This window comes from Sphingobacterium puteale, assembly GCF_050986225.1.
Lineage (GTDB): Bacteria > Bacteroidota > Bacteroidia > Sphingobacteriales > Sphingobacteriaceae > Sphingobacterium > Sphingobacterium puteale.
Genome location: NZ_CP158959.1, coordinates 1555479 through 1576588, shown reverse-complemented (window position 1 = coordinate 1576588; position 21110 = coordinate 1555479). Strand labels below are relative to the sequence as shown.

Genomic DNA, 21110 nt, shown 5'->3' with positions numbered 1-21110 from the left:
CAGACACTCTAAATTAAGCCATGGCCATAATTTGCACTAGGACAGATAAGGATGTTGCCAGGGCATTCGATAAGGTCTTTTCAATAATTTGGTTGCTTCGGGATCATCGGCACATATTTTTTTCATTGGATCATATCTCAATGGTCTATTTAATTGCATAGAAATATTGGCAAGTATACAACAGGCTGTTGATATATAGCCCTCCTCGATGTCAGCCACAGGCAATCGATCCTGTTCTATTGCGGACAATAGATCCAATAGATGTTGCCGTGTGGCAGGAGCGGTGTGCAGTTCAATTCTAGGTTCCTCCAGATCAGCCGGAAATTTCTCCTTTTCATAAACCACGTCTTTTTTTATGGGAGTGCCTTTACCAACTGGGGTAAACTCATATTTCATCACACTTCCTTTTAGCGTTCCTTTATCCCCATAGATAATAAACGCCCAAGGATATTCGGGATCCACAGGATTGCCCCAGGTACGATGTTGCCATATACAATTAAGCTCATCATATTCAAAAACTGCCGTCTGTGTATCCGCAATGGTCGACTTTCCATCCTTTTGCACATAGATTCCCCCTGATGCACTAATTTTCGTTGGCCATTTAAGTTGTAATAGCCAACGAACAGTATCAAACATATGCATACCCATATCACCTGTGATACCATTCCCATATTCCATAAAAGTTCGCCACCAACCGCCATGAGGTAAACCGTCGTAAGGACGTAAAGGAGCCGGTCCAGTCCATAGTTCATAATCAAGAAAGTCAGGAACAGGCTCCAGTGCCGGATTACCGTTCTTCCTCATATGATAGTAACAGCACATTTCCACATGCGATATCTTACCGAGTAAACCTTGGTCTATAATCTGCTTTTTTGCATCAATCAGATGTGCCGTACTCCGCCGTTGTGTTCCTACCTGTACTTTTTTATTATATTTTCGTGCATATCGAAGTATTGCTTCTCCCTCTAGCACATCAACACTTACGGGTTTTTGCAAATAGACATGCGCTCCCGAACGTATTGCATCTATGGCCTGCCGCGCATGCCAATGATCAGGTGTACCGATCAGAATGAGATCGAATTGATGATCGGCAAGCATTTTCCGGTAATCTTTGTAGAGCTTTGGAATCTGCCCCGAGCGTTGTCGTTCTCCGACCAATCGCCCTGCCTCCTGCAAATGAAGGCTATCAACATCGCAAATCGCAACCACATTGACATCGCAAACCTGCATCAGCCTAAATAGATCACTTTTTCCATACCAACCAGCCCCGATCAGTCCGACCTTGATATTTTTAGGAAATCTCTTAAAGGATAATCCTTTAGCTTCTAAAGCGGATAAAGTAACAAAAGCACTTGCACTCAGAAGGAAGTTTCTTCGGTTTAGCGTATAATCAACCATAATTTACTGGCTTATTGTTTAGTTTGTTATTAAATTAAACAATAAACTGAAGATAATGTTTATTGAGCCATCATTTTCAATTGTATCTATTATCACAATGACACTTTATAAGCTATTCGTATTTCCATTTTTTTATTCTGTATGCAAAGCATTATGAAGAAAAACAGAACATCAATATACTTATTTCGTCTTCTCAGATAAAAATACAATGTGATCAACGACATGGATGACACCGTTATCCGGAACTAAATTAGATGTGCGGATTTGCCATTGGTTATTGGTCCCTTCATTGATCAGCCCCACATAGGTACTCGTATGGGACAAGTACATGATTTGACCTTTTTCAGTCGTATAGGCAATTGGCTTGTTACTCGGAGCCAAGGCAGGATCGCTAAAATTCACTACTGCCTTTACAATATGATAACGCAAAATATCCTTTAGTATTGGTACCGGAATAGCTGTAATATTGTCGTATTTATTTTCTTTTAGATATGCTGTAAAAGCTTGATTGGTGGGCAGAATAAAGGTCGCTTTTTCCTTACGTTCATACAATGCTTCATCCTTACATTGCAAAATGGTTTGTTTCAGTAAGGACAATGAATCCTTCCCCTGAATATATGTCCATGCCGACATATTCAGTTTACTGTTGTCTTCCGCGTAGTCATATTCAAAGCTTTCCTGTATTTCGCAACTAGAAAACAATGACAGCGTACCAAAACCACATAGAAAAAAAATAACGATATATTTTATCTTCTTCATAAGATTATCTATAAAATTCATTTTGTTGCAAATTTGGATTTTTAAGAAGTTCCCCTTCATGTATTGGCCACAGCAAATTTCGTTTATCGGAGAGACCATTGATCGGTTTCATTGTCGAAATAGCCGTTTCATTTCGCAGGAGATCAAACCATCGGTGTCCCTCAAAACAAAGTTCCACAGATCGTTCATGTAAAATACTGCCAACTAAGCTTCCGAATTCGCTTTGCGCCTTATCTTGATCCAAAACTGGCAGTCCCGCACGAATACGGATACGGTTCAGTAGGTCCAATGCTTCAACAGGCTGATTTAAATTGGCATGCGCTTCAGCCTTTAGTAGGAGGATATCGGCCAATCGCGTTAATACAATATTGCCTGCGGAAGGTTCTGGACTCTCGTCATTAAATCCTTGCCCAAAAAACTTCCATATCTTACGGGGCTGAACTTGAGACACATCGTAAATACGAGGTTTGCGAAGATCGTCAGGTTCGATTGATGCGATAAAACCCGCACTGGGCACATAATCACTATCCGATCCATTGGCATACCACACACGGAGGTTATTGGGTTGTACTTCACTATATCCGACTTCAAAAATACTTTCGGTACTGCTTCCTTTTACAAAAATGTTATTCCAATCCTCAATTGGTACCAAGGCATATTGCGGGTCCGCGATTACTTTTTCAGCCATTTCTATCGCCTGTTCATACTTTTTTTGCCACATATAGAGCTGCATCAGAAAAGCATAAGCCGCCCCTTTGGTAATCATCACACGGTTTCTGGCACCTGAATAATTTGAAGCGCAATTCTCTGTTGCTAAGATTAAATCTGCTTCCACCTTAGCCAATACCTCCGCCTCAGTGTTCTTCTTGACAAACAGATCCTGATCCAATCCCTCATAGGGTTCCGTAACCAAGGGCACCTGCCCCCATATCCGAACCAAGTAAAAATAAGCGAGTGCCCTTAAAGCATGGGCTTGCCCAAGTAACTGCCTTTTTAATTCACTATCTTCGGCTCCAAATGCCTGAGGAATATATTTGATCGCATAGTTCGCTCGGGATATAACCGTATAAAAATTATCCCAACGTGCCGAATTGATAACGGGAGTCAGCGTGTTCTGTTGTAGCGCAGCAGGATCACCGGCATGGCGGGTCACAATATTATCAGCCCGCCCCTCTCCCCAGTAAGCAAAATTCTGACGAAAAAGAGATTGCAAACCATTATAGATACCATTGACACCAGCTTGCGCATCACTGGGCTTTTTATAGTACCCCTCTCCGGAGACATTGCTAATAGGGTCCTTATCCAACAACGAATTCGAACAACTGCTAACGGATAAAAATAGAAGAGAACAACATGTATATTTTAACATTTTTTTCATCACGATTTATTAAAGACCAAGGATTAAACCAAACATAAATGTGCGGCTCTGTGGATAAGAGCCCTCATCCAATCCTACACGAAGACCAGAATAGGAATTAACATCGGGATCGAAACCTGTATACTTTGTCCAGGTAATCAGATTTGTAGCCGTAACAAAAGCATCGAGCTTACGCAAACCGATGCGTTTGCTCCAAGCGGAGTCAAAAGAATACCTCAAATTGACATTTTTTAATTTCAGATAAGAACCATCCTCGACCCACCTGCTTTGCACCCGACTATCAGACTGTTTTGGATCATCCCGAATCAATCGGGGAAAATCTGTTTGGTCTCCCTGTTCCCGCCACCGGTTAAGAGCGTCAGTAGATAGATTATTATAACGAACAATTGAATTGCGCTGATGATTCAACTCGCTATAAATCTGATTACCGACAGAATATTGGAAAAACACATTCAAATGGAAGTTCTTATAGCTAAAATCATTGGAAATCCCGCCAAAATACTTCGGTTCAGCAGAACCAATAATCTCGCGGTCATTTTGATCGATCATATTATCATTGTTCACATCCTTCCAAATGGGATCTCCACCTACAAATACAGCTCCGTTGGCACCATTTGTTAACCCGCTTGTATTGTCTTCATCTCGCGCATACACACCAAGAAAACGCCAACCATAAAATACACCGATAGGCAGGCCTTCCCGTAGAATATGGAAAGTACCGTTTTGAATATGACCGCCAGTCAGAAGATTCTTAGGTAACGACGTAACTTTATTTCTATTCAAACTGATGTTTATATTCGTATTCCAGCTAAAATCCCCTTCCAGATTACGTGTCTGTAGGCTAAATTCCAATCCTCGATTCTCAATTGACCCTATATTTTGTGTAATAAATTCAAATCCCGTGGTTCCGGGAATAGGCACGTTATAAAGAAGATCTTTCGTTTTCTTCAAGTAAGCATCCGTAGAAAACAGGATTCTGTTTTTTAAGAAGCCAAGCTCTAAACCAAGGTTATATTGACGCGTTGTTTCCCAAGTGAGGCTCGGGTTGGGCATCACTGTGGGCGCTGCTCCCGAAAAATCCAGATAATTCGTTCCCAAAGTAAACTCTCCTCTCGCTGCATAATCACCTATAGCCTCGTTTCCGGTACTTCCGAGGCTAAAACGAAGCTTACCATCGCTAAGCCAGCCCAAATCTTTGATTCCTTTTTCTTCGACAAAACGCCAGCCTGCTGATGCAGAGGGAAAGAATCCAAATCGTCGGTTACGACCAAAACGGGAAGAACCGTCCGTACGAAGATTGAATTCCAGCAAATATTTCCCGAGATAGTCATAGGTTACCCGACCGAAATAAGAAAGCATGGCATGTTCGGAAGCGATATTTACACCTTGGTTTGAAATGACTGATGCACCATTCAATGTACGGATATCATCACTTGGAAAATATTCTCCATCGAGACCTGTCCGGTCATAACGCCATTTCTGAAAACTTATTCCCAGTACCGCTCCAATATTATGTGCATTAGCTACACTTTTTGCATAGGTAAAATAACTTTCATTACCCCAGGTAAGATTTCCAGAAGATCGTACAGCACCATTATTATATCCCTCGCGGTAATCCAATATGGATGGCATAAATTCATCTTCTTTCATTGAAATATAATCCAGGTTTACATTGCTTCGGAATTTAAGATCTTTATAAAGATCAATTTCTAGGTATTGGCTTCCAACGATGCGATTACTCTTGTTCAGATTGGTTGCAAACAAAGCCATCCCAACGGGATTCCGCTGTCCGATCATATAACCATTCAGTGCCCCATTAGGTAGATACATCGACATAATAGGTGGCCGTATCAATAAACTCCGGATGATACTCAGATTCCCTGAGCCCGCCGCATTTGTCCGATTGTTCACGGCATTTGTATAGGAAATACTCTGGCCTATCCTGATCCGGTCCGAAATCGTAAAGTCGACGTTCAAGCGTGAAGTAAATCGCTTGTAATTGGAATTTAATATCACACCATCCTGATCCAAATAAGATGAACTCCATGCATATTTTGTTCCTTGGTTCCCGCCTCGAACAGAGAGATCCAACTTATATTGCTTTGCTGAACGCATCAACTCATCCTGCCAGTCCACATCACCACTGTTCATGGGGTTCAGTGAATCTATAATTGTATAAAATGGTTCCTCGGGTTTGGCCATTCCCCTATAGGAATCCAAAACTGCTTCTCGATATTGTCTTGCGTTCAAAACACTTAGCTTGCGGGTCAGGGCGCTCACTCCCGCGGTTGTATTTAATATCACCTCGGGTCGACCTTCAGCACCTCGTTTCGTCGTTATCATTACGACTCCATTGGCGGCTCTAGAACCATAAATCGCGGTAGACGCAGCATCTTTCAGAATCTCAATCGAAGCGATATCGTTCGGATTGATATCCGTCATCGGATTCAGCCCAGAGTTTTCAGTACCATTTAGAGAAGAAATGGAATTGGATTCCAGTGGAATACCGTCTACAACAAAAAGGGGATTGTTGCCTGAGTTCAATGAGGAGCTCCCCCGGACACGTATGCTCATCTCACCACCGGGCGCTCCAGAATTGGACGAAACCTGCACCCCGGCTGCCCGCCCCTGTAGAATGGAAATGGGATCCTGCAATGTTGTCTTGGCAATTTCTGAAGCACCTACGGAAACAATAGATCCTGTAAGGTTTCGTTTTTTCTGACGCCCATATCCTACCACAACAGTCTCTTCCATCAGATTGGAAACAGCAACGAGTGCGATCGTATAGCTTGCCCGCGAATCTATTTTTATCGTCTGACTCGAATAGCCCACAAATGAAAAAGTAATGGATTGTCCTATTGCTACATCGTCCAATACAAAGCCCCCCCTTTTATCTGTGCTCACTGTCACATCTTTTGTGTCGCTGAGCTTTACGGTGACTCCAAATAAAGGCGACTTTGTGGTTGCGTCAATCACGTTACCAGTGACCGTCTTCTGCTGAGCGACTACAATACCAGGAAAAATTAAAATGCTGCACAAAAAAAATAAGGATAAAACATAATACGGTCCGTTAAGGTTACACTGGTTAGCACTAAATTTCATATCAAGACTTTAAGTTTATATCACCTATTAACTATCGACAACGATTAATAAATAATATTTTAATGAAAACATTTACATTAAAACGTCAAGCATTATCAAATAATTAACGTTTGAAAAAAAACAATAGTATACGTAGCACTAAATTTAGTAACATTTATGTGACAATATCACATCCAACAAACATGATATCGTCCTACTATCTATTTCATAAATACTGTTTTCTTTCCCAACCAAGTCAATAAAAATTCCAAATGGGATCTTCGGAAATTGGATGAAATCCAAGCCGCAGGCTGCCGTGCTTGTGGAAATTTCATAATCCCGAATAGATGACATAAAGCAGGTCATAAAAAAGCCCTAGAGCGGGGAACTCTAGGGTCTTAGCCATATATTAACCTATTTTATGAAAAGTATTTGCATTATTAACGTATTATTGTGGCAACTTATTTTGTGCTATATTGAAAAAAATTAATAATTATAAAAAAATCCCATTTATAGCGCTATAAATGGGATTTTTCATACGATCCAAAATAAGATTTTGTTATTTGATCGTTACTGCAAAAGCATATTCATCTGGAGGAAGACATTGTGATGCATCACATGCTTGCCATTCCACACTACCTTTCACAGTTGCTGTTCCTTTTTTCAAAGTCACCTTTTGTTGGAAGATCACCTCATTTGTAAAATATCCTACATCCATTTTAAAAACCTCCTCGTGTTTTACTTTCGGTTTTGGCTCAGCAGTTTTTCCTGCCAATACATAATCAGTCGCATTAGCAAATGTGAAAGAAGTCGGAATAGGTCCGCCATCTTTTACATTTTGCGAATAAATATGCCAGCCATTTTGAATGGTCGCTTTTACATAGACGACTGCCTCTTTGCTGTTCAGCTTTTTGCTAGCTACAGTCCATTTTACCGGTTTGTGAATCTGAGCAAAAGCGCCAGTTATCATAAAAATAACTGCAGTCATTAACAATACTAATTTTTTCATTTTTTTATATTTATTTTGGTTTATTACACGATGTCCATTCTCCTCTACCTTCATATCCATTTTCTTCTCTATGACAATATGATGAAATAGAAAGACAAAAACCGCTACAACAATATTCGCTATAAACAATATAAAACACAATAACGGGCCAATAAAACAATAAATTTTATCGAAAACAACATAAAAAACAGATTAATTTACATTTAAACAGCTCCTTTTCCATTATTCTCACCTTATTTTTTTGTATCTGAAAAAATGAAAAGAAACCGCTATGTCACTAACAATGCCAGCCAAAGTCAACTATTATCCACTTAAAATCAGAGACAACAGATTTGTTACGTTGCAATACCTGTCAAAAATCATCTTTGGCACAGAAATCGCATATTATAAAATTCATAATTTAGGTTAATAATTGGTTAGGTTAGACCGCTTGAAGTTCCCCGCTTCAAGCGGTTTTTTTATTATAAATCTTCATATCCATACTGACACATAGCTGTCAATATCCAAACCTATCTTTGAACGTAGCAAAAAAAAACAGAATGAACGATCCTTTGTTTAAAAGGATGGAAAAAAATAAGATGAATACATCAAAATATTAAACTAATATATTCCAAAAAGAGATGAACACACTCCAACAACTAACATCTGAACTTGAAAATGAGTACCAGATCACCAAAAATTTTATTAATCTTTTTCCAGAAGGCAAAAATGACTATGCCCCACATGAAAAAAGCATGAAAATCATGCCCCTTGCGACCCATCTGGTGGAGGTATTTGAATGGCCAAGTACAATTTTGAAAACGTCCGAACTGGACTTTGCAGATGGGGGGTACACGCCTACTATTTTATCAACGCGTGAAGACTTACTCAAGAAACTAGACCAAGACTATGAAGCAGGCAAAAAAGCTTTAGAAAATGCAACTGAAGAGGATTTAATTCCGACTTGGACGATCAAGAATGCAGGGCATCAACTGGCGAGTTGGACAAAATATGAGGCAATTCGTCATTCTTTAAATCAGATTACACACCACAGGGCGCAATTGGGTGTTTACTATAGACTGAACAATATCCCCTTACCGTCGAGCTACGGTCCTTCTGCGGATTCACAGAACTTTTAGAATAAAGCAGTTCTTCTTTCTATCTACGGGCTCCGTCCCAGTCTGCTTCGTACCTCAGTCGGGACAGCGTAGGGATGAGTCCATGGTGTCTCCGTGGTGAGTCCGTGGTGAGTCCGTGTCACACTCGTTAAAACCACGTTCGCAAAATGGTCAGACCATGCTAAGATCTGCTCTCAGGTACGATTAACGCCCGAATTAGATACGAATAGTTACCGAAGATATCCCAAATACTCGGACTCGCTTACTGGAAACACGGTCTTTTGAAGTGACGGCGCTAATATTTTAAAAGAAACGTGAACTTAAAATCCATAAAAACTCCGGACTATTGTTGTCCGGAGTTTTTCACGGATTATTTATTAGCTATTAAATAGCTCTCAGTCTTTGAAAATATATTTTATGTTGGGACGAGTCCATATGCCGAATAGCATTCTTGTATTCATCAACCATAATGGCATAATTTTTGAAAAAATATTATCGACAAACCAATTAAATAGTACACAAAACGGGCGAAAAACCCATAAGCCAAAAATATAGAAACAGTATATCTAAACCTTGAATATGATTATTTTCGGAACAAGAACAAAACTACTACAAAACAGCTCCAATGTAGCTGTGGGAACTTGCAATTATTGCAACTCAGTCGGATCCTTATATGCCTACAAACAGGTAAAATACTTTCATATCTTCTGGATCCCCATTTTTCCATACAGTACAGAAATTATTAGCGTATGTAATCATTGTAAAAAAGTAAATTACCAACGTGAGATTGATCCCCAAACCCTCGCAACAATCCGTTCAAGCGGTATGCCGAAGACACCCGTTGGATATTTTTCTGGATTAATACTCATCGGTCTTTTCTTCGGATCTGCGGCCGCAGCGGGAATATCCGGATCCATTAAAACAAAAAAATACCTGGAAAGTCCGGTTGCTGGTGATGTATATGAAATCAAACGGAAAGAAAATGGGAAGTCCATGTACACCTTATACCGTGTTGCCAATGTCACAACGGATTCCATTACTTTCGACGTCAACGACTACGAAGCAGAGGGAACGAAAGGTCTTCGGAAATTGAGGGAACAACGCAGCGATAATTACTCAGAAAAAGTCACTTTAGCCCGAGCAGAAGTTGTCAAAATGAAAGATGATAATCAGATATCGTCAATAGAAAGAAAATAGAACTGGAGCTTATGGACAAATCTGTTCTTAAATGAAACACATTATTCTAGCAAGCCTTATCTATTCTACTGAAATATATCATCCAGTAGCAATTGATAAGTTCAATATATGACTTACATCAGGATAAGTTTCTATATTAATTCCATTACAAACTGCTATGCAAGAGAATATGGAGCTGTGATTTTCACTTTCATCAATGCAAAAATCAATATCAACCAACGAGTCAAAAACGAAGTCGAACAAGAACAACGACAACATAGGTTGCCCGTTAACTAATTACTTAATATAGCGAGATGAAAACAGTATTATGGCAGGGAATCGCTTTCCCCTCTCTAGAGTATTTCAGTTTACAGGAAAAGGAAGATTATTATATTGTGGCATCAAAAATAATAGGTTCCTATCAGCAAAAAATTTATTCGGCCTCCTATCGACTGATTATAAACAAACAATGGAAGATCGAAGAATTTCTTATTGATTCTGAAGTCAATATGACCAAAAACATCCTAACTGGGAAAAAAACGGGTATCAATTGGGAAATCAATCATTTCGACAATCCAAGCTTCAAGGGTTTTCATTATATAGATATCTCTTTAACTCCTTTTACAAACACGCTACCGATAAACAATCTACAGCTTAAAATTGGTGATTCAAAAGAAATAGATATCATCTATATCGACCTAATCAACAGCGACATTACTCCAGTTCGGCAACGTTATACAAGGACAGATTTACACGAATATCTGTACGAAAATATAGTCAGTGATTTCACCGCTTATATTCAGGTGGACGAGAACGGTCTGATCCTAAACTATCCAGGTTTATTTGAAAAGATAGCCGGAAACTAGTTTCGATTATCCCAAAATAAAATCAACGCAAAGCCATCCCTCAACCTTGTCCTACCAATACCTGGTCAAAAAAAAACAAATCGGCATCTGTATAGGTGTTATAACTGTGCTACTAGATAACAGTGCTATTAGGATACGTTTTTATTACCTTCGTTTACATAAAATATTTCTATATTGGTTGCGAGTTTTTCATGCTAAACCGACAAATTCTATTTGGCAAGCTCTTAAACACATAATTATTAAAAAATCACAAAAAAACTTTATGCATAAAGCTATTTCACTGATCCTGCTATTGTTTGCTTTCTATTGTCCTCGTACAAGTTATGCGCAAGAAAAAAATCATATCCCCCAGCTGATACCTTTTCCCGAACAACTGGAATCATCTACGGGTTTCTTTCAACTAGCCAAGGGAGAACTCTCTTATACAATTGATTCCGACATCTCCTCAAACGCTCTAGACCAATGGGTACGTCAATCGTTATTCGGGGACATCACTAAAAAGAAGGTGACACATGCCAATGCAACACTACGATTGATAAAAAAAAGTAGTCTTTCCAAAGAAGGTTATGAATTAACGATTGATAAAAAAGGAATACAGGTTTCCGCTTCTTCGGATCAGGGGCTATTTTACGGACTACAGACAATACAACAACTGTATCTTCTCGCTAAACCTAATGGCGATATTCGTTTGCCTTATCTGTCGATTAAAGATCAACCGGCATTTCAGTGGCGCGGTGTAGAACTTGATGTAGCGCGACATTTTTTCTCAAAAGATTATTTATACAAGTTTATAGATCTCTTGTCTTCCTATAAATTCAATAAGCTTCACTTGCATCTCACAGATGATCAAGGTTGGCGTATCGAAATAAAAAAATACCCAAAACTTACTTCACAAGGTGCATGGAGAACGTATAATAATCAAGATTCGGCCTGTCTTGCCAAAGCGAAAGAGAATCCGGATTTCAATTTACCCAGTGAACACAAACGTATCCATAACGGGCGAGAAGAGTATGGCGGATTTTACACCCAACAGGATATCAGGGATATCGTGGCCTATGCGTCGAGCAGGCATATGGAGATTATACCGGAGATAGATATGCCCGGGCACATGATGATCGCGACGAAAGCCTATCCCGAGCTACTCCTAGACAGTGCCACTGCAGGTTGGGGAAAACAGTTCTCGGTACCAATCAGTCCATGGAAAGAAAGTACTTATACATTCATAGAAAACGTACTTAGCGAGGTTATCGAGCTTTTCCCTTCCGCTTATATTCATATTGGTGCCGACGAAGTGGAAAAAGACTCCTGGTCAAATTCAGCCACAGCTAAAGCATTTATGAAAGAGAAAGGCATAGCAAATTTACATGACTTACAAAGCTATTTTGTAAAACGTGTAAATAACTTCATACGTTCGAAAAACAAACGCAGCATTGGCTGGGATGAAATCCTTGATGGCGATTCGGATACTTCGATGACAGTTATGTATTGGCGGGGATGGGTGAAAAACGCACCTCGGGAGGCGGTCAATCGTGGCCATCGTCTCATCATGACACCTACCAATCCGTTGTATTTTGACTACCTTCCTAATAGTAGTAGTCTGGATGCGGTGTATAACATGTCTGTCATACCATCCGATATTCCCAGTAACAGATCAAATTTAGTCCAGGGCGCGCAGGCAAACATCTGGACAGAAATGATTCCGTCGACAGCCCGATTAGAATTTATGATTCTGCCAAGGCTGAGCGCATTGGCAGAGCGGGTCTGGACCAACAAATCACTATATGAGAGCTATAGAAATAGATTAATCGCTCACTTTGGGCTTTGGAACAAGATGGGCCTACGTTACCGTATGCCAGATTTAAAAGGCTTTGCCGATACTCAGGTGATTGTTGACGGACAATCCATCTTGAAAATTGAAAATGAACTTCCGGAAAACGCTATCCATTATACGACTGATGGCAGTTTACCGACTCAGAAAAGCCCAGTACTAAGCGATTCGCTTATTGTCAAAAACGAAGGAGCCATACGTTTCGCAACGATATCTTCTTCAGGAGCAAAGAGCGAATTGTACCAGGTGAATTTCAAGAAAGACGGCTGGAAAAAAGGTGTTACCGAAAATGTAAAGAATATGCGTACGGGATTGACCGCAACGCTATTTAGTGGAACATTTGCAAACACAGCTGCAATAACAGGCAAGGCGGTACACCAAGAGATTATTAAGAATATCCATTTGAGTGATACCATCAAAATGCCTGCCTTTGGCGCAAAAATTAAGGGTTATCTATATGTGAAAGAAAAGGGGATCTATAATTTCTATTTCACTTGTGACGACGGTGGCGTCTTACGCATTCATAATCAGGTGGTGGTAGACAATGACGGGCAACATGCACCAATCATGAAGAGTGGACAGATGGCCCTCGAATCCGGATATCATCCGATAACCGTTGACTTTTTAGAAGCCGGCGGAGGTTTTACACTAAAACTTCAATATAGTGTTAACGGTTCTAAAGTCACTGACATACCCAATGATTGCTTCTTCCATAAAAACTAGATAAGGCCGCCCGAATAGGAGAGCATTGGAAAATTATCCATTAATAAGGGCTTTTTCAGTGCCCTCCCGAAATAGGGCGTTTTTTTGTCACATCTTTTGAAACTATTTTTTCCTTGTCATCCAGCCCATATAAATAGCTGATTGAAAAAAACGCACCGGAGCCTCAAAGCCTGCTTCAACACATAAGGCCGCAAGCCGGTCCTCAGGTACATGAAAAAGTTCCTTCTCTATCCTATTCAGTCGATGATTGATCTGTTCTTCTGTAATATCATCAGGCAATAGGAGTCTTAGAATTTTCAGATTTTCCCTGATCATCCGTTCATCCCCGGTAATATCCAGCATCACAAACAATGCCCCTGAGACTAGCCTATCTCCGATTTGCTTCAGCAATTCTAATTTGCTCCCATTATCTTCAAGAAAATGAAGAACCAACAATAGGGTGGCCGCATCGTATTTTCTGTCAACCTCCAAATCACTGATTAACGCTTCAATAAGCCTAACGTTCGTATATCCCTCAAGTTTCTGTCTGGCTTGCTGAATCATTTCCGGCGAGGGGTCTATACCTGTTACATTCCATTTCTTTTGCTTAGCTACAAGTTTTTGGATCTCGTTACCGGTTCCACAGCCAACAACCAATATTTCGGTCCGGGCCGAATCCCAAAACAACTTAGGTAAAAAATCCAAAAAATACCGGTAATTTGGTATCCAAGCTTCTACAAACTGATCGTAGCCACTTGCTCTTTCATTTTCAAATAATTCTACTTTGCTCACACTTCAAAATATTTAGCTTACCACAAACTAATTAAACACTAAATTTATTGCTAGACTATAAAGATAGCTGAATTGAACCAAAATCTATTTCGATTAAAAAAAAGTATATTCAAAAGACAATTCGACAAATGTGCTCTGGCTGTATTCATCGGGAATAGATTGTCCGACAAGAATCATTATAATTGAAAAACACATCGCCTTTCATTGAGCACTGTATAGAATCAAAACTTTTACTATCTTTATTATACTTAGCCAGAGTTATGATAACGACAAATATAGAGCGACCTGTTTAATCGGATGCAATTCAGACAATTTTGCTAAAGTCATACTCGAAAACATATTAACAATACCATATGAGCTTTTTAAATTTCTTGAAAGGACAGCGTAGATTAAGTCAGATTGACGTCAGTGAAGACCAAGATTTTGTTGATCTACAATTAACTATAACAAAGAGCTGGAATGATGAAAATTTAAATTACATTATTCAGGCAAAGGGTCTTTGGGAAAAAGAAACCGTTGGTATCGAAGTCTCATTTCGACGTGATATGAAACTAGGAATTGTAAATACAGAAGTTGACAAAAAAAGATTTTATCAAGAAGGAATTAGCTTTCATTCTATGGGGGAATTAAGTGATAATTTTACGAAGGCTTTAAGTGCATTGTTTAAAACTGAAGGCAGCTCTTTCAAGATGAATGAGACCGTTGGCTCTACGGCATTTGTGCTCAGTGGCCAACCTGAATATTTTGACGAAGAGTATATAAAGACCAAAATTTTCTTCGACGACACGAACAAAAAAGAGAATTATGCGGAATGGTATGTGAATATTGACCTAAAAAATAGAATTCTTGAATTAAGAGAAAAAGATCCGGAATACCGAAAAAATATCTTAAATATGTTGACGATTATTTAGTTTTTAACACCTGTACATCGTAAGACAACTAATTTTCATCGAATAAGCCCCGATATCGGTACCACGTCTTTGACTCCTTTTAATATGCCAAATACTATTTATCCGTTAAAAAATGGTAAAACAGTAGTTTAAATACCCGAATAACATTCGATATACAATGTCGATTTAATCTTTTGAAATATTTACCCATATTAACAAAAAGGGTATTTTTTACTCTAAAAAAAACAAGTATTTACCCTCTACCTTGCGTATTTGTTTTTATCTATTTTAGCCCTACCTTTTAAAAAGCTACCATATGTCCAATAAAACAATACTCATGCTCGACGATGACAAGCATGTTCTTGAAGTATGTACGATTATTCTCGAAACCATCGGTTATCGTATCGAAGTATCTGAGACTTCCCATGATATCATTGAAAAAGTTGAAGAAGTACAACCAGATTTAATTCTAATGGATAATTGGATTCCTAAAATTGGCGGTGTTGCAGCAACGCGTCTACTTAAATCTCACCCCTCCTTCCGGGATATTCCAGTAATATATCTCTCTGCAAATACTGATATACAACAGTTAGCCAAACAAGCAGGAGCAGACAGTTATTTAGCAAAGCCATTTGACCTTGAAGATTTAGAAAATATGGTGGCAGATTTATTATGTTGTTCTTAAGAATCAAGCAATTCATACTGCTCTTCTTTTAGTAGGTTAGATCATAAATTCTTTAACAAACATACGATTAATATATTTTTCCAAAATATCAACAGTCAAAAATCAGATCAGACGTATCAGGTTCTTTTACAGACAAAAATTCCTACATCTATATTCCAAAACAAGACTTAGGAACCCAGAAACCAATTTTTCTTTGGTTCAAATGTACTTATCATCTAGCCAAATTACTGCGCTATAATAAACTACTGGAATCAACGGGCTACACAACCGATTCGCTGATCTCAGTTCTATGATAAAGTGTATTTCTATAGGTGATCCCCCATTTTGCGATTTCGTCGATAATAGGTCCAAGTGTTCGCCCACAATCAGTCAGTTCATATTCCACCGTCAGTGGCTTGGTATTCAATACGGTTCTTCTAATAAGATGATTCATTTCCAAATCTTGTAGCTCTTTGGACAACATTTTTGCGCCAATGCCATCAACCTCGCGCAATAATTCCATAAAACGCAGCTTCTCAAATAACATTAACGAACCTATTATGTGAAATTTCCATTTACCAGTCAAAATCTCCATGGTATCCTTTATGGCTAGTATCCTTGTTTTGCAACCGCTGGACGAACTTGATAACGCTTCTTTTTTCATTGATCCGATCTCCTTATATAGTACAAAAATACGGAATTACGGGATGACAGCATACTATCTTTTTGGAAAGTAGTTTCTTTAAGGAAACTAATACCAAAAATAAACTATCTATGCTATACCTTTGTATTGATAATTGAAATGGCATGGTTGATGCCGATAAGATATAATAGTGCAAACATCATATTAAAAAATAAAACGATTAACATGAAAAAACAACTAATCTCGGGTTTAGCCCTTATTTTATTATTCGCGTCTTGTCAGAATACAGGTGGCGACAAAGCTAAGACAACATCAGCACAAGAAGTGACTGAGCAAAAAGGCCAGACTTATACTGTAGACGCAGACAAAAGCACATTAAAATGGACAGGTTACCACAAAGGTGGCTTGAATCCTAGATATGGTGTTTTAAAAAGCGAGGGTACTCTTTCCGCTGAAAACAATGCGATAACCGGTGGTACTTTTACGATTGACGTCAATTCCATTGTAACAGATAGCGCTTCGGTGGATCCAACAACTGCCGGTGGTAAAAAATCAACAGATTTAGATGCACACTTGAAAAGTGCTGACTTCTTTGATACAGCTAAATACCCAACAGCTAAATTTGAAATCACGAAAGTTGCCCCATTTGACGCTTCTCAAGGAAAAAGTGTCGTTGCTGATGCGACAAATACTGTCAGCGGTAACCTGACAATCAAAGACAAAACAGTAAACGTAACATTTCCTGCAAAAATCACGTTCAACGGAAATGAAGTTACTTTCTATTCTAAATTTACGATTCAAAGACAAGATTGGGGACTTTCCTATGGTACCGAAGGTAATCCACAAGATTGGATGATCGCACAAAATGTTGACATTGAACTTAATGTTTTAGCAAATAATACAAAATAGCAGGTTTCTAATAGCTACTACAGCTTCCTAAGATTCCAAATATAAACAAGCAAGCTTTTCTCTGAGCTTGCTTGTTTATGCTATAGTTATTTTTATCCCTTTTATTTATGGTAATCAACGTGAAATAGTTCGGTCAACAGAGATTGCCCCTTGATCTTGCGCCTCCATTTTTTTCTTTAGACGTTGTTTGGCCTTTTTGATGGCTTCCGTTGAAACACAAAGGAGTTCACTCATGCTACTGTTGTTTAGATCTAATTTTTGAAGGGCAAGTATACGCAAATCATTATCTGTTATTTTTGTATAGTTTTTCTTCATTTGTGACAGGTACCCCGGATAGACCTTATCAAAAACATGTTTAAATTTAAGCCATCTTTCATCTGTCATAATATGTGTTTGCAACATGGCATTTAAGTTATCGGTGACCTGAGCCATATAGGCAGGGTTTTGCTCCGAAACTTTAACAATTTCTTGCCTTAGCTGTTGAATCGTTGTATCATTTTGCTTAATCGTATCGGTAAATTCGCTGAGAGAATCCTTTAAAATCACAAGTTCTTGATCAAGTAATTGCTTTTCATAAGCGAGAGTGAGCCGGTCCTTCTCCAGAAGGGCATTGCTCATTTTTATCTTTGTTTTTGATCTATTTATTAACAGCAATATGATCGTAAAGACCAGAATCAAGAAAATTCCAATAAATTGATATATCCGCTTGCTGTGAAGTCTTTTTTCTTCCGTAGATTGAATAGTTCGATTATATCTTTCTGTCTCCCGCTGCCACATAATCTTTTGTATCTCCTTATCATTTATTCTTTTTTCCAATGAGTCTTTCAAAGCAAGATAGATATGCAATTGCTTAAGTTCATCTTCTTTTTGATTCAACCCATGGGCGATGTCGGATAGCAATTTTGATGCATCCATCTTGTATTTCAAAAAATAAGGCTTTTCTTCCATCAAATTGATGCCAGATACAACGTGTTGCTTGGCCAATTTCCATTCTTTAAGGGCAAGATACCAGCTTGCTAAATTCAGATTTGCCCGCATGGCATCCTTCCGCTCATCATATCGCATGGAAAGAGCTATATTTTTCCGAATCAAAGCAATTGCTTTTTGCCTGTCTCCCGATTTCCATGCCTGATCAGCAAGATTCCCAGAAATAATACCGATCCAAACAGAATCTTTCGCCAGTTTTGCTTCTTCCATCGCACGATTTAGATAAATTAGCGCCTCACGATTGAGCGAATCCTTGGAGAGGTAAACGGCTATCGCATTAGTTAGGTCAACACGTTCCCTGGAAGCGCGTTTCGAAAAAGGCAATGCTTCCTGTAAGTAAGTAACCGCACTCGCCTGATCTCCAATGTAGCTATAAAAATTAGCGATGAACTGGTAGTGTTTAACGAGCAATGGAATTTTTCGGATATCAATTTTTGACTTTAAATCGTTTGCCCGCAAAAAGAATGGAAATGCGTCCTTTACTTTTCTATAAACATAGTTATAGTATCCCTGCCGTGCATAGCCTGTCATTTCCAGTTCAATATTATTATACTTTTGAAGCAATTGTTGCGCAAGGAGGTAATATTGATCGGAAATACCATTCGTTCGATCAAATGCAATGGAATACCCGTCGGCCATACGCATATAATATCCCCATTTCAATATAAAGTTATTTTTCTCATTGGCGATTTCTAATACAGGCTGTAGTGATTTTTTTAATGCCAAGGTATCCTTCCCAAAATTGACAGGAAGCTGCAAAACAGCTTCAAGCTGACGAAGGGGATCTTCCATAGGCAGTATTTTTTCTATAGATTGTCCGAAAGCTATATGCGTATTTGTAATTGTCAGGATAGTTAGAAAAAACAGTGAAAGCAAATAAATTTTCATTCTCAAAAGGTCAATTTTTTGTATAAATGGCTAACTGATAATGAGTCAACTCCCAATAGATCGCAATAACAAATACAGCGCAATCAAAATTTGACAAGCTCATTTTACCGGTAGGATTCTCCAGCCGCTATCAGAATAACTTTTTAAATGATTTGGCAAAATGGCTAATATTGATTTACAAAACGAGGTTATTGTTCCTCGATCCATTGTTGTAAATATACAATTTATCTGTGGAAGAGATCGGTCTGTATATTAAAAAATTGTACGCGCTGACTATCTAAAAAATATAGATCTATTTACTTTTTATATCTTTATTTAAATGAGGATATGCTATAATTACAAGATGCAAAAGATCTTTCAAAATCATAAGGGTTTATATCAATAAAATCAGAACTTCTTACCATATTCAATGATTTTGGTTTCCATAAGTAAAAGCTGCTGGTCTCCATTTTTTAATTGTACGGTTCCCTTGCCATTTTGGGTATCTACGGTAATTTCCATTTCAGCCGCTATATCTTTAGCGCGATCAAAAAAAGCAATGAATTTTTTAAAAATATCCGCTTCATCAAATTCAAAATTTACAGCACAACGGTTTTGATTTTGATCAGACCATGTGATATATATCTGTCGTGGAATTCCCCTTTTTTCAAAGGCTATATTTTGTGCTCTTTCATCAAAAGCAAAACGTTCAGCATTAAAATAAAGGAAACTAGCATCGAATTTTTTGATTTCTGGAGCGATCACAAACTTTGGACACCATGTATAAGCCGTCCCTATTTTGTCCCAGTAATCATCAGAAACAGGTTGGTCTTTTTTTGCTAGCTGTATAGCCAAAGGAACGATCATGGTATCTGTCAGTACCTTATTGCGCCACTCCTGATTGAATAAATCACCATGCACCATTTCCTTACTGTCAGAAACCTTCTGATCAATACTAATTTTTTTCGCCTGATACTGACCGATCCAGGTCTGACGATAACCAGTTCCAGCAGCCCATATCACCAACCTCCCCCCCGGAGCAAACCCAAAAATAATCTTATCATAATGTTCTTCAACGTCGCTAGTTGCTCTTCGTTCTACATAAGATTGTTTAAAAAGTGTGAGCAATTTATTGTAGTCTATTGTGTCCTGGAATTGGTAAAAAGCATTTTCCGAGAAGGAGTACCAAGTAACGTCAATTGCTTTGGGCAATGACATCATCCTTTTATAGGTCTCGGCTCCTGCCTCGCCCCATTTCGCATGATAATTCACGGTATTTCCCTCACTAAATGTGAATTCATAATTTTTATCTTTTGGGAAGATGAACCTCCCCTTATAAAGTTGTACTGGATAGCCTGCAGGATTACTCATTGCTCCGGCCCATTCAAATCTTCCCTCTTTTAAATTATCTGCCTGATCTCTCCGCTCCTGTTCAGCTTCCTTAATCTCTCGACCAACAGTTGAAAAAATAGATACGATCACACTAAAAAAAATACAGGCCAAAAATGTTAGTGTCAAAGCTTTCCACGATCGCAAACCCCAAATGAATGTGACGCTACTGAATAAGCTCAAAAAAAAACTCAGAATTAAAATCAAAGGGAACATTTCTGAAATTACCCCGCCTAGATCAGCGTATATCTCATGTTCATGTTTGTCGCCCAGCGTACCAAAAAATAGCAGTACAGGTAACAATGTGGAAAATATAAAGTAAAGCAAAAAACTGTAAATACCTTCAAAGACAATACTAGGCTTGTCAAATACATTGAATTTTTTCCGAAGCTTATTGAAAAGGAAATAAATAAGGGTAATTAAAAGAAAATAGGGTGAAATACAAAATGCTGCATAAACCAAATTCATATCGGCATCTTGTGTTAACAACATGGCCAATAATCCCAAAAGAGTAATCACAAAGGCTGAAATTATAGCTTTAAGAACCATATATGGATTTTATTATTTATAGAACAACTTTACCCAAAAGTAATAAGAAATGGAATTATATATACAAAACAATTCATATTCAAGGGAATTCAATGCATATTCGTTCTTTTTCCGCAAATCAGTTAA

The 21110-nt window shown here is 38.5% G+C and carries 16 protein-coding genes; 7 read left to right on the top strand and 9 right to left on the bottom strand.

Features of this window, described 5'->3' with window-relative positions; translation table 11 throughout:
- Positions 1-36: 36 nt before the first annotated feature.
- The 5 genes from ABTV71_RS06540 to ABTV71_RS06520 form a co-directional block, all read right to left on the bottom strand.
- Positions 37-1398: a Gfo/Idh/MocA family protein gene (locus tag ABTV71_RS06540; RefSeq protein ID WP_433902576.1), complete on the bottom strand. Its 1362-nt coding sequence runs from the start codon at positions 1396-1398 to the stop codon at positions 37-39.
- A gap of 180 nt (positions 1399-1578) precedes the next feature.
- Positions 1579-2157, bottom strand: coding sequence for a fasciclin domain-containing protein (locus tag ABTV71_RS06535; RefSeq protein WP_245971349.1), 579 nt, complete (start codon positions 2155-2157; stop codon positions 1579-1581).
- Between the two features lie 4 nt (positions 2158-2161).
- Positions 2162-3535: a RagB/SusD family nutrient uptake outer membrane protein gene (locus ABTV71_RS06530; protein WP_433902575.1), complete on the bottom strand. Its 1374-nt coding sequence runs from the start codon at positions 3533-3535 to the stop codon at positions 2162-2164.
- A gap of 9 nt (positions 3536-3544) precedes the next feature.
- Complete coding sequence (locus ABTV71_RS06525; RefSeq protein ID WP_433902574.1) at positions 3545-6637, bottom strand: SusC/RagA family TonB-linked outer membrane protein; 3093 nt, start codon at positions 6635-6637, stop codon at positions 3545-3547.
- Between the two features lie 538 nt (positions 6638-7175).
- Positions 7176-7685: a protein-disulfide reductase DsbD N-terminal domain-containing protein gene (locus tag ABTV71_RS06520; protein ID WP_433902573.1), complete on the bottom strand. Its 510-nt coding sequence runs from the start codon at positions 7683-7685 to the stop codon at positions 7176-7178.
- A 560-nt stretch (positions 7686-8245) separates the two neighbouring features.
- On the opposite strand from ABTV71_RS06520, the gene ABTV71_RS06515 reads away from it, so the two are divergent.
- The 4 genes from ABTV71_RS06515 to ABTV71_RS06500 all read left to right on the top strand — a co-directional run bounded on the left by ABTV71_RS06515 (position 8246) and on the right by ABTV71_RS06500 (position 13315).
- On the top strand, positions 8246-8743 hold the full coding sequence (locus tag ABTV71_RS06515; RefSeq protein ID WP_433902572.1) for a DinB family protein: 498 nt from the start codon (positions 8246-8248) through the stop codon (positions 8741-8743).
- Between the two features lie 558 nt (positions 8744-9301).
- Complete coding sequence (locus ABTV71_RS06510; RefSeq protein WP_433902571.1) at positions 9302-9919, top strand: zinc-ribbon domain-containing protein; 618 nt, start codon at positions 9302-9304, stop codon at positions 9917-9919.
- Between the two features lie 293 nt (positions 9920-10212).
- Positions 10213-10764, top strand: a complete 552-nt coding sequence (locus ABTV71_RS06505) for a putative glycolipid-binding domain-containing protein (protein ID WP_121125079.1) — start codon at positions 10213-10215, stop codon at positions 10762-10764.
- Positions 10765-11026: 262 nt separating this feature from the next.
- The gene (locus tag ABTV71_RS06500; RefSeq protein ID WP_121125078.1) at positions 11027-13315 is read left to right on the top strand and encodes a family 20 glycosylhydrolase; all 2289 of its coding nucleotides are present in this window, start codon (positions 11027-11029) and stop codon (positions 13313-13315) included.
- Between the two features lie 102 nt (positions 13316-13417).
- On the opposite strand, the gene ABTV71_RS06495 is transcribed toward ABTV71_RS06500, so the two are convergent.
- Entirely contained in the window at positions 13418-14086 is a 669-nt protein-coding gene (locus tag ABTV71_RS06495; RefSeq protein WP_433902570.1) for a class I SAM-dependent methyltransferase, read from the bottom strand.
- Between the two features lie 353 nt (positions 14087-14439).
- Here ABTV71_RS06495 and ABTV71_RS06490 point away from each other — a divergent pair, with 353 nt between their 5' ends.
- Both ABTV71_RS06490 and ABTV71_RS06485 read left to right on the top strand, forming a co-directional pair.
- On the top strand, positions 14440-14997 hold the full coding sequence (locus tag ABTV71_RS06490; RefSeq protein ID WP_433902569.1) for a hypothetical protein: 558 nt from the start codon (positions 14440-14442) through the stop codon (positions 14995-14997).
- Between the two features lie 295 nt (positions 14998-15292).
- Positions 15293-15661 carry a response regulator gene (locus ABTV71_RS06485; RefSeq protein ID WP_121125075.1) on the top strand — a complete coding sequence of 123 codons (369 nt, stop codon included), beginning with the start codon at positions 15293-15295 and terminating at the stop codon, positions 15659-15661.
- Positions 15662-15920: 259 nt separating this feature from the next.
- On the opposite strand, the gene ABTV71_RS06480 is transcribed toward ABTV71_RS06485, so the two are convergent.
- Positions 15921-16235 carry a winged helix-turn-helix transcriptional regulator gene (locus ABTV71_RS06480; protein WP_433903698.1) on the bottom strand — a complete coding sequence of 105 codons (315 nt, stop codon included), beginning with the start codon at positions 16233-16235 and terminating at the stop codon, positions 15921-15923.
- Between the two features lie 273 nt (positions 16236-16508).
- Between ABTV71_RS06480 and ABTV71_RS06475 the strand changes: the two genes are divergently transcribed.
- On the top strand, positions 16509-17192 hold the full coding sequence (locus ABTV71_RS06475) for a YceI family protein (RefSeq protein WP_121125073.1): 684 nt from the start codon (positions 16509-16511) through the stop codon (positions 17190-17192).
- Between the two features lie 114 nt (positions 17193-17306).
- On the opposite strand, the gene ABTV71_RS06470 is transcribed toward ABTV71_RS06475, so the two are convergent.
- Together ABTV71_RS06470 and ABTV71_RS06465 are read right to left on the bottom strand one after the other, a co-directional pair.
- Positions 17307-18971 carry a tetratricopeptide repeat protein gene (locus ABTV71_RS06470; protein WP_433902568.1) on the bottom strand — a complete coding sequence of 555 codons (1665 nt, stop codon included), beginning with the start codon at positions 18969-18971 and terminating at the stop codon, positions 17307-17309.
- A gap of 483 nt (positions 18972-19454) precedes the next feature.
- Complete coding sequence (locus ABTV71_RS06465; protein ID WP_433902567.1) at positions 19455-20984, bottom strand: DUF2931 family protein; 1530 nt, start codon at positions 20982-20984, stop codon at positions 19455-19457.
- Positions 20985-21110 lie beyond the last annotated feature (126 nt).